The sequence below is a fragment of the Syntrophales bacterium genome, assembly GCA_035363115.1.
GTDB lineage: Bacteria > Desulfobacterota > Syntrophia > Syntrophales > PHBD01 > PHBD01.
Map to the genome: position 1 here is coordinate 1301268 of DAOSEM010000001.1, position 9462 is coordinate 1310729.

Annotated in this window: 10 protein-coding genes; 5 read left to right on the top strand and 5 right to left on the bottom strand. The window is 62.9% G+C overall.

Annotated elements, in window-relative coordinates; genetic code table 11:
* Positions 1 to 15: 15 nt before the first annotated feature.
* Both PLO63_05505 and PLO63_05510 read left to right on the top strand, forming a co-directional pair.
* Positions 16 to 504 (top strand): HIT domain-containing protein, encoded by a 489-nt coding sequence (locus tag PLO63_05505; protein HOI73587.1) that lies wholly within the window; start codon positions 16 to 18, stop codon positions 502 to 504.
* Entirely contained in the window at positions 504 to 818 is a 315-nt protein-coding gene (locus PLO63_05510) for a LapA family protein (protein HOI73588.1), read from the top strand. Before PLO63_05505 ends, PLO63_05510 begins: the two co-directional genes overlap by 1 nt.
* A gap of 117 nt (positions 819 to 935) precedes the next feature.
* Here the strand turns inward: PLO63_05510 and PLO63_05515 are convergent, their stop codons facing one another.
* Entirely contained in the window at positions 936 to 2963 is a 2028-nt protein-coding gene (locus PLO63_05515) for a diguanylate cyclase (GenBank protein HOI73589.1), read from the bottom strand.
* A 108-nt stretch (positions 2964 to 3071) separates the two neighbouring features.
* On the bottom strand, positions 3072 to 3770 hold the full coding sequence (locus PLO63_05520) for an arylesterase (GenBank protein HOI73590.1): 699 nt from the start codon (positions 3768 to 3770) through the stop codon (positions 3072 to 3074).
* A gap of 39 nt (positions 3771 to 3809) precedes the next feature.
* Between PLO63_05520 and PLO63_05525 the strand changes: the two genes are divergently transcribed.
* Complete coding sequence (locus tag PLO63_05525; protein ID HOI73591.1) at positions 3810 to 4451, top strand: metallophosphoesterase family protein; 642 nt, start codon at positions 3810 to 3812, stop codon at positions 4449 to 4451.
* A gap of 61 nt (positions 4452 to 4512) precedes the next feature.
* Here PLO63_05525 and PLO63_05530 read toward each other — a convergent pair whose 3' ends face one another.
* Positions 4513 to 5427, bottom strand: coding sequence for a gamma-glutamylcyclotransferase (locus tag PLO63_05530; GenBank protein HOI73592.1), 915 nt, complete (start codon positions 5425 to 5427; stop codon positions 4513 to 4515).
* Between the two features lie 99 nt (positions 5428 to 5526).
* On the opposite strand from PLO63_05530, the gene PLO63_05535 reads away from it, so the two are divergent.
* Entirely contained in the window at positions 5527 to 6012 is a 486-nt protein-coding gene (locus tag PLO63_05535; GenBank protein ID HOI73593.1) for a Mut7-C RNAse domain-containing protein, read from the top strand.
* On the opposite strand, the gene PLO63_05540 is transcribed toward PLO63_05535, so the two are convergent.
* Positions 5978 to 6472: a MogA/MoaB family molybdenum cofactor biosynthesis protein gene (locus tag PLO63_05540; protein HOI73594.1), complete on the bottom strand. Its 495-nt coding sequence runs from the start codon at positions 6470 to 6472 to the stop codon at positions 5978 to 5980. The genes PLO63_05535 and PLO63_05540 overlap by 35 nt on opposite strands.
* The gene (fusA, locus tag PLO63_05545) at positions 6469 to 8565 is read right to left on the bottom strand and encodes an elongation factor G (protein ID HOI73595.1); all 2097 of its coding nucleotides are present in this window, start codon (positions 8563 to 8565) and stop codon (positions 6469 to 6471) included. Before fusA ends, PLO63_05540 begins: the two co-directional genes overlap by 4 nt.
* Positions 8566 to 8787: 222 nt before the next feature.
* On the opposite strand from fusA, the gene PLO63_05550 reads away from it, so the two are divergent.
* Positions 8788 to 9324 (top strand): ferritin, encoded by a 537-nt coding sequence (locus PLO63_05550; protein ID HOI73596.1) that lies wholly within the window; start codon positions 8788 to 8790, stop codon positions 9322 to 9324.
* The last annotated feature ends 138 nt before the right edge of the window (positions 9325 to 9462 follow it).

A 9462-nucleotide genomic window follows, 5' to 3' on the forward strand; every position in this document is an offset into this window, starting at 1 on the left:
CCGGGAAAGGGTCCGATGGACGTTCAGTTTGCCCCCTGGAGAATGGTCTACATCAAGGGAGAAAAACCGAAAGGATGCGTCTTCTGCAGGGAGGAAGCCCGTGATGACGAGCTCCTGCTCTGGGAGGGGGCGACCTGCCTCGTGATGCTGAACCGCTACCCTTACAACAACGGCCATCTGCTGGTGATGCCGTCCCGCCATGTGGCGAATCTCGACGATCTGACGGGAGAGGAAAGAACGGAGCTGTTCGATCTGCTGGACCGTTCCGTGCAGGTCCTTCGGGAGGCTCTCCATCCGGAGGGGATCAATGTCGGCATCAACCTCGGCCGGGCAGCCGGCGCCGGCGTGGAGGACCATCTACACATCCACGTGGTTCCCCGCTGGTCCGGGGACACGAATTCCATGACCGTGGTGGGAGGAATCCGGGTGATTCCGGACAGCCTCACCGGAACCCGTGACGAACTGAAGCCCCGTTTTCAAAAAGCCGCTTCCGGAGGCACGTGATGAAGGTAGTCTATATCGTCCTTGTCATGCTGATCATGCTGTTTGTGATCACCTTTGCCCTGCAGAACCAGACGGACGTCGTCATCCAGTACTACGAGCTGTTTCCGAGGGTCGCGGTGGCCGCCTACATGCTTATTTTCCTGTCCTTCCTGGTTGGCGTGATCTTCACGGGGTTCCTGGGAGTCATCGAGCGCTTCCAGCTCAACCGCACCATCACAAGGCTGAACAAGCAGATCCGGGAGCTCCGGCGTGAGATCAGGGCCGGCGAGGCCCCGCCGGTCATCGAGGAGGGGACGACTGAACAGCAGCCGTAGAACGGCATGAAAACAGAGGCGGGCTTCCGGCTCCGGCCTCGTTTCCGAAAAAAAGGGGGGACAGAATTGATATCTGTCCCCCTTTCTGCGTCCGCGGAGGAAGGGGCTCCATCCCTTTTAAAGCCCGATCTGCTCGTGAACGCCGCACATCGCCGCGAGGGACAGCTCGACAAATTCGGGCAGCGGGATCCCGAGCTGCTCGCACTCCAGGATGTTCTCCCGCCGGACCGAGGCGGCAAAGGCCTTCTCCTTCATCCGCTTCACCACCGATTTCACCTTGACGCTTGCCACCTTCCGGTCGGGCTGAACCAGGGCCGTTGCGGTGATGAGGCCGGTGATCGTCTCGCCCGCCGCCAGGGCGTGATGGAAATCCGTTTCCCGGGGGAGCTTCGAGGCCGTTTCGTTGTGCCGGAGAACGGCGTCGATCATCTCCGGATCGTATCCCCACTTACGCAGGATCCGCTCCGCCTCGATGCCGTGGCGGGTGAGGTCGCCCTCCACCCGTTCGATGTCCAGGTCGTGAAGCAGGCCGGCCATGGCCCACAGATCCTCGTTTTTTCCCAGGCGCCGGGCCAGGGAACGCATCACCGCCTCGGATGCAAAGCTGTGGGCGAGCATCCTTTCATCCGTCACATGGGCCTTGAGCAGGGCTACCGCTTCTTCACGATCCGGAATCATCGCGTCACCTCCTGCGGGGGGCTTCATTCCCGTGCCGGCCTTTGATGGCCTGGACGGGCCAGTGTTCGCCGGCGTCGTGCAGACCCGGTTTTTTCCCCGGCGTTTCGCCTCGTACATCAGCGAATCGGCCCGGGTGATGAAGGATCGTGATCCCTCTTCCGCATCGCACTGGGAGATGCCGATGCTGATGGTCTTGTGAACCGCCTCGCCGTTCCGGGGATGGAAGGAATGGGCCTGGAATACCTCCCGCATCCGCTCGGCCATGATGGTGGCCTGAACGGTTGACGTCTCCGGCAGGAGGACCACGAACTCCTCGCCTCCGTAACGGCAGGCGACGTCGGATTTCCGGGTGCAGCGGCGGATCGCCGCGCCAAGGTGCTCGATGACGCGGTCCCCCTCCATGTGGCCGTAGGTGTCGTTAAAAACCTTGAAATCGTCGATGTCGATCATCATCAGGGACAGGGACCGGCCGTAGCGCTGCGAGCGGGTCATTTCAAGGGTCAGCGCGTTGTAGAAGTGCCGCTGGTTGTAGAGGCCCGTCAGGTTGTCGGTGATGCTCAGCTCCTCCAGGTGCTGGACGCTATCCCGCAGAGCCTCCTCCATCTGGCGACGTTTCGTGATGTCCCTCGACATCCCCTGGAGAGCAATGACCTCCCCCTTATCGTTGCGGATGGCTCGCAGTACGTTCTCGATCCAGAGGATGGATCCGTTCTTGTGATAGTATTCCAGCTCGAGCGTCACGGATCGGTCCGGATCGACGCCGGGCCGGCCGTCGATCTCCAGTTCGTGGGCCAGGCGCTCGAAGGCCACCTTGAGCGATTCCGGGGTGAGCTGCTCCTCGACGGTCTGCCGGTAGCGCTCCTCCGGCGTATAGCCGAGGACGCGGAAAATCGAGGGGCTGACGTACGTTGTCCGGAGGTCCAGCGACTGTGTCCAGAGGATGTCCCCCATGTTCTCCACCAGGAAGCTGAGCCGCTCCTCGTTTTCCCGGAGCGCCCTCTCCGTTTTCAGCCGCTCCGTGATGTCCCGGCCCACCGCATGATAGCCGGTCAGATTCTGCCCGCCTTCGAAAACGGCGATGAGCATCCACTGGTGCCAGGAAATCCCGCCGTCCGGATCGGAAATCCGGTACTCCGTCGTGACGACCGGTTTTTCCGGTGTCAGGGCTCTGTGCTGCGATCTTGCCTGGGATCGGCTTTCCTGCGGGATGATGTCGTAGATGCTTTTGCCGATCAAGTCCCCGGGGGATATGGAAAAGCGGGAGCAGAGGGCTTCGTTGACGAACGCCACCATGCCGTCGGGCAGGCAGTGGATGATGAACTCGGGGGACGTCGACACGGAAATGTGACGGTTCTCGATCCGCCGGTTCAGGTCATTTCCCCTGACGGGCTGCCGGAACGTCGATTCCACCGTCGACTCAACCTCAGGGGCTCCCGGGGGCCCGGGTATGTCGTGCCGATCGCTCATAGTGAATCTTCCGTGTATCCGGATGGTTGAAAACTGTCCGGTCCGTCAGGGCCGTACTTCTTAACGTGGCGGCCTGTTGCCGTCAACGGAAAAAGATGCCGCCGACAATCAGGAAACGGCACCGTGTTTCCGCAGCAGTTGCACAACGGCGCCGGCCACCCTCCTGTAGCCTTCCGCGTTGGGATGAATAGGGTCCCCCTTGAGGCTTCCGTCGGACAGGACGTCCGTCAACACCCGATCTTCCAGGGGAACCTTCATCTCGCCGGCGATCTCCCGGTAGAGAGCGGGCGGTTTCAGGAGAAGACCCGGCGCGGGTACGGCCAACAGAACCACGGCCACTCCCTTTTCCCGGGCGATGGCGATCATGGCGCGCAGGTTCCGCGCCGTTTCCCGTGTGTCCATCCTCCTCAGAAAATCGTTGCCGCCGTGGCAGAGAATCACCACGTCCGGCCTTGTCTCGGCGAGTGCGGCAGGGAGCCTCCGGAGTCCCTCCGCGGACACCTCGCCCGGCACGCCGGACCGAACGACCCGGATCTTCAGGAGCCCCTCAAGGACCTCCGGGTAGCTTTGTCCGGGACCCGCCCCGTTGCCGGCGGTCAGGCTGTCGCCGAAGGCGAGGATGGTTTTCCCGGAATCGAGCCGGGGCAGCCGTTCCCGATCGGAGCAGCCGGCCAAAAGGGCCAGGAGAAGAAGGAGAATCAGAACGCCGGCGCATCGGCGGGACGGGGGATGAAGGCTTCCCGTTGCGGAGACCGGGCTGTTTCGGGTAGAGGAGGAAGGAACCGACCCGTCCGTGCGGGGGTGCAAAACACCGGCCGCCGGCAGGCGGGGAAGAAGGAGGGGACGATGATCCTGTATGCCGTGGCGGACGTTCATGGGAAAAAGGAGAACCTCGATCGAATCGAGCGGACCATTCGGGAATGCAGGCCCGACGCCGTCATCGTCGCCGGGGACGTGGCAACGCGGCGGGACGCCGCTCCCGTTCTCAAGCGTTTGGACAGTCTGGGCGTTCCGGTCATGCTTGTCCGCGGCAACATGGACCCTCCCGGCCTGGACGCCGAGGCGGATAGATACGGGAACATCCGGTCCCTCCACCACAGCGAGGTCGTGATCGGAGACGTTCCGTTCATCGGGATCAGTGGTACGATCCCCGTTCCCTTTCGCACCCGCATTACGTTCCGGGAAGACCGGGATCTCGCGGTCCTGATGCCGCGGGTCCGTCGAGAGACGGTCCTGGTCGCCCATCCCCCGCCGCTGGGCGTTCTCGACCGGGCCTTCGGGATGCTTCACGCCGGTTCGCCGGGCCTTCGGGATTTTATCCGGAAGACGGAGCCGCGCCTCTTTGTCTGTGGTCACATTCACGAGGCGGCTGGGGCGGAGCGGATCGGGCGCACCCTGGTCGTCAATGCCGCCATGGGGAGAAGGGGAGGAGGAGCGTTTATCCGCCTGGGGCAGCAGGATGACGACATCCGCCTGGAATGGCCGTGAGGCGGAACGGGCACGGGCTTCTCCACGCCATGAAAAGCCGGAGACCCTCCGGGGATCCTGCTTATTCCTCCGGCAGCCTCTCGTGCGGTACGTCCAGCCAGTTGCCCGAGGGGATGGGGCTCATGCCGGCCGGCGTTCCGTCGTAGAGATACGCCCAGGCCGCATAGGCGTTCCCGTCTTCCGCCCGGACCCTGACGATGGCGCGCCGGAAGAGAGAGCCGGTGGAGCCGTAACGCCGGACGGTCTCGACGATGTCCAGCATCTCGAAGGCCCTTTTCAGGTCTACCAGGGGATAGATCTCACCCTGAATCTCCTGGCCCTCGTGCTCCGCCGGAAACATGGCCGGAAACCCCTTCCCGCTTGCGTAGAGCACTCCCGGGGCCTTTGCCCGCATGCCCGCCCGGTGGTCGCACCAGTGTTCCAGAATGTGGTGCCGGACCTCCCCTTCCATCAGGGTGCCGTATACGAAGAGATTTTCGATGCACCAGGGGGGCTCCTTGCCGCGGGAAACGGGCCGGAGTATGCGGTCGGTGAATCCGTGTGCCGCAAGCCCCTCCTTGACGATCTCGACATATTCCTCCGTGGGCTTGACGAATCCCCCCTCCGTCAGGGAGGTGTCGACCTGGTATGTGACGGCGGAATGTTCCCGTCCGTCCTCCGTCAGGGCGACGACGTCGAGATGCTTGTAATCCTTGGGGGCGCTGACCCTCCGGTCCAGGATCTTCCAGCCCTCGGGCGTCATGTGGTATAAGACGCCCGGGGTGGCCTGACCGAGCCGGTGGCGGATGTTGAGGGAACCGCCCACCCGGACGGGCGAGGGGAGGTTGAACACGATCTGCGTGTCCGGCAGGTAGGCCCGGGCGAAGACCGATCCCATCGGGTAGGGCTGGTTGTTGTCCCGGCACCACTGCCGCAGATCCGCCTCGTTCATGTTCGTACCGTATGAAAAGTAAAGGATGTCCTGTCCGTCTTCCATGTGCTTCCCCCTGTTGAAGGGCTCCCGCCCATGATGGAGGGCGAATATAGCACAAGGCAAAACGGATTGGAAATGACTTCCCTTCGCGGAGGTGCGGGCGTGGAAGCAGGCGGCGTTGTGAAGCTGATTGTCGACGGGAACCTCGGGAAGCTCGCCCGGTGGCTGCGGGCCCTGGGGTGTGACACGGTCTGCCACGAGGGCCGCGCGGACCGCTTTCTGCTCAGGAGGGCGTATCTGGAAGAGCGGATTGTGGTCACGAAGAGCCGGACCCTGGCGGCGAGGCCGTTCCGGGGGCGGCTGGTCCTGATCACGGCGGACCGGTGGGAGGAACAGCTTGTGGAAGCGGTGGCCGCTCTCGGGCTGTCCTTCGATGCCCTCGCCGTTTTGGGGCGATGCCTGGAATGCAACGAGGTGTTGTCGGACGTGGAGAAGGGAGCGGTGGAAGGGCTGGTCCCCCCCTACATCCTGGAGACGCAGCCGGGTTTCCGGAGATGCGGGCGCTGCGGGCGGGTCTACTGGGCCGGGAGCCACGCGGAGAGGATGCTCCGCGTCATGCGGAGCCGCATTCCGTCTCGTCCCCCTTGATCTTTTCGACGGCGTGGGGAATGGCCGGCAGGAGCACCTCGAGATTCTCCCGGGCACCCCTCGGGCTGCCGGGGAGATTGACGATCAGCGAGGCGCCACGGATGCCCACAATGGCGCGGGAAATCATGGCGTGTGGCGTCTTCGTGGCGCTTGCCCTGCGCATGGCCTCCGCCATGCCGGGGATCTCCTTGTGGATCACCGCGAGCGTCGCGTCCGGCGTCACGTCGCGGGGGCTGACCCCCGTTCCGCCGGTCGTGACGATCAGGTCCAGCTTTTCCTCGTCTGCGAAGCGGACCAGGATCTCCCGGATCCGGTCCGTCTCGTCGGGCACGATCGCCGTCTGGTCGATCCGGCAACCGATCCCCTGAAGCAGGCGGGCTACCTCGGGTCCGCTCAGGTCCTCCCGGGCTCCCTGGGAGCCACGGTCGCTGACCGTGATGACGCCGGCACGGATGATCATTTCTCCGCCGCTTCTTTTTCCTTCTTCGCTTCGGCGATCACCTTCTCGGCGATCTGCGCCGGGACTTCCTCGTAGTGGGAGAACTCGTAGGTGAAGGTTCCCCGGCCGCTCGTCATGGAGCGCAGGTCCGGGGCGTACTTCAGGATCTCCGCGAGGGGGATGCTGGCCTTGACGATCTGGTTCGACCCCTTGGAATCCATGCCGAGGACGCGGCCCCGGCGGGAATTCAGGTCGCCGATGATGTCACCCATGTACTCGTCGGGGATCTCGATGTCGATGTTGACGATGGGCTCCAGCAGGGTGGGCTGGCATTCCAGGACGGCCTTCTTGAAGCCCATGGAGCCGGCGATCTTGAAGGCCATTTCCGACGAGTCCACCGTATGGTACGAGCCGTCCACGAGGGCGACCTTCAAATCCACCGTCGGATAGCCTGCCAGGACCCCTTCCTCCATGGCCTCCACGATGCCCTTCTCCACGGCGGGCCGATACTGCTGGGGAACGACGCCGCCGACGATCTTGTCGGCAAACTCGAAGCCGCCTCCCCGGGGAAGGGGCTCCACGTCCAGCCAGACGTCGCCAAACTGGCCCCGCCCGCCGGACTGCTTCTTGTACCGTCCCTGGATGCCCATCTTCGCCTTCTTGATCGTTTCCTTATAGGGGACCTTCGGGGTCTTAAGGTTCACTTCGACGCCGAACTTCCGCTTCATCTTCTCGACGGTGACCTCGATATGGACCTGGCCGGTGCCGGAGAGGATCATCTCCTTGGTCTGCTCGTCCCGGCGGTAGGTCAGGGTTGGGTCCTCCTCGATCAGCCGGTTGATGGACGATACGATCTTTTCCTCGTCGCCCCGGGAGCGGGGCTCGATGGCGAAGGACATAACCGCCGCCGGTGTCGGAATCCTCGGCAGCAGGATGGGTGCCTTCTCGAAGCAGAGCGTGTCTCCCGTCAGGGTTTCCTTGAGCTTTGCGACGGCCGCGATGTCGCCCGGAATGAGGGGATCATCTGTGGGTTTCTGGGTCTTGCCCTCGAGGAAGAAGATGTTGCCGAACCGCTCCGTGGCCTTGTGGGCAGGGTTGAAGAACGTGGCGTCGGAGGTCACCGTGCCCGAATAGACGCGGAAAATGGTCACCCGGCCGGCGTAGGGATCGGCGATGGTCTTGAACACCCGCGCCGCGAAGGGGGCCGCGGGATCGGGAAGCCTTTCATCCAACTCCTCCGTCCCGGGTTTGGTTCCCGTGACGGCGCCCCGGTCCACCGGGGAGGGGAACAGCCGGACCATCAGGTCCATCAGGAGGGAGGTGCCGATGTTCTTGAGGGCCGACGTGCAGACGACCGGGACTACGGATCCCGAGAGCACGCCTTTCCGCAACCCCAACTGGAGATCTTCGGCACTGAGTTCTCCCGATTCCAGGTACTTGTCCATCAGGGTTTCGTCCGTTTCGGCAATGTCCTCCACCATGCTGCCCCGGTATTTCTCCACCTGGGCGGCCATGTCGGCGGGGATGTCCGCGGGTTTGCAGGTCCCTTTCCCTTCGTCGAAGAGGAAGGCCTTTCCCGTCACGAGGTCCACCACGCCCTTGAATTCAGCCTCCTTGCCGATGGGCAGCATCAGGAGGGTGACCTTCCGGTCGAGCTTCGCTCCGATGCTCTCGACGGCCTTCCCGAAATCCGCCCGCTCGCGATCCAGCCGGTTGATGACGGCGATCCGGGGCAGTGCATAGGTATCGGCGGCTTCCCAGACCTTGATCGTCTGGAACTCGACGCCGCTGACGGCGTCGATGACCACGAGAACCGAATCCGCGTGGGCCATGCAGCCCATCATGTCGTAGGCAAAATTGGAGTCTCCCGGGGAGTCGAGCAGGTTCACCTTGTGTTTGTCCCACTCGAAGAAATTCACCGCGGTGTTGATGGAGCTGCGCCGTTTGTGCTCCTCCGGCTCGAAGTCCATCGATGAGCTTCCGTCGTCCACGCGGCCGAGGCGCTCCGTCTTGCCGGAGACGAACAGGAAAGACTCGCACAGCGTCGTCTTGCCCGTTCCTCCGTGTCCTGCAACGGCAACGTTCCTCAAGGCTTGTGACTCGTATTTTGCCATGGTTGCTCCTTTCAGATTCAATGGAAGGGTCCTGTCCGAAGACCCTGGTGTTTAGCCAAGATCGGCGCGCCAAGTCAAGACAATTTTCGGCATCGGAGAGGGCAGGGAACATTGACAATCTGACGCTGCGGCTTATGTTTATCCGGCAAGGGAAAAGAGGCGGAAACCATTAGCCCCGGACGGTCCCGGACCGGTCCGGAATCGAGAAAAGGAGGCACGGCGATGATCGGTAAGAAAGTTCACCAGGCAATGAACGAGCAGGTCCGTCACGAATTGGAGTCTTACTATATCTATCTGTCCATGGCCGCCTGGTTCCACGCCCAGAACCTGGATGGGATGGCCCACTGGATGCGTTGCCAGGCCCACGAGGAGATGATCCATGCCATGAAGTTCATGGACCACATCCTGGACCGTGGCGGAGCGGTGAAGCTTCAGGACCTCAAGCAGATCAAGACGTCCTGGCAATCCGTCCCGGAGGTCTGGCAGGATACCCTGGCCCATGAGCAGTTCATCACGGGCAAAATCCACGGGATCGTCAAGATATCCCGGGCGGAAAGCGATTACGCCTCCGATACCCTGTTGAACTGGTTCACGAAGGAACAGGTGGAGGAGGAGGCGACGGCGGAAAAGATCCTTCGGCAGATCGAAATGATCGGTCACACGAAGGAAGGACTCTTCATGCTGGACAAGGAACTGGGAGCGAGGATGTTTCCGGTCGGCTCGCCGCTGGATCCGGCGGCGTACAACCTGGCGACCTGAGCGGGCCAAGTGCCATCCGGCAAATAGGGGGAGTGGATTTCGAATCCATCATCCCCTTTTTTGTTTCTCGTTGCATCACGGCGCGGGGGCTGCCACGGGGGCTCCCGCCGTCGCGAAAACGTTTCCGCTCTTCGCCTT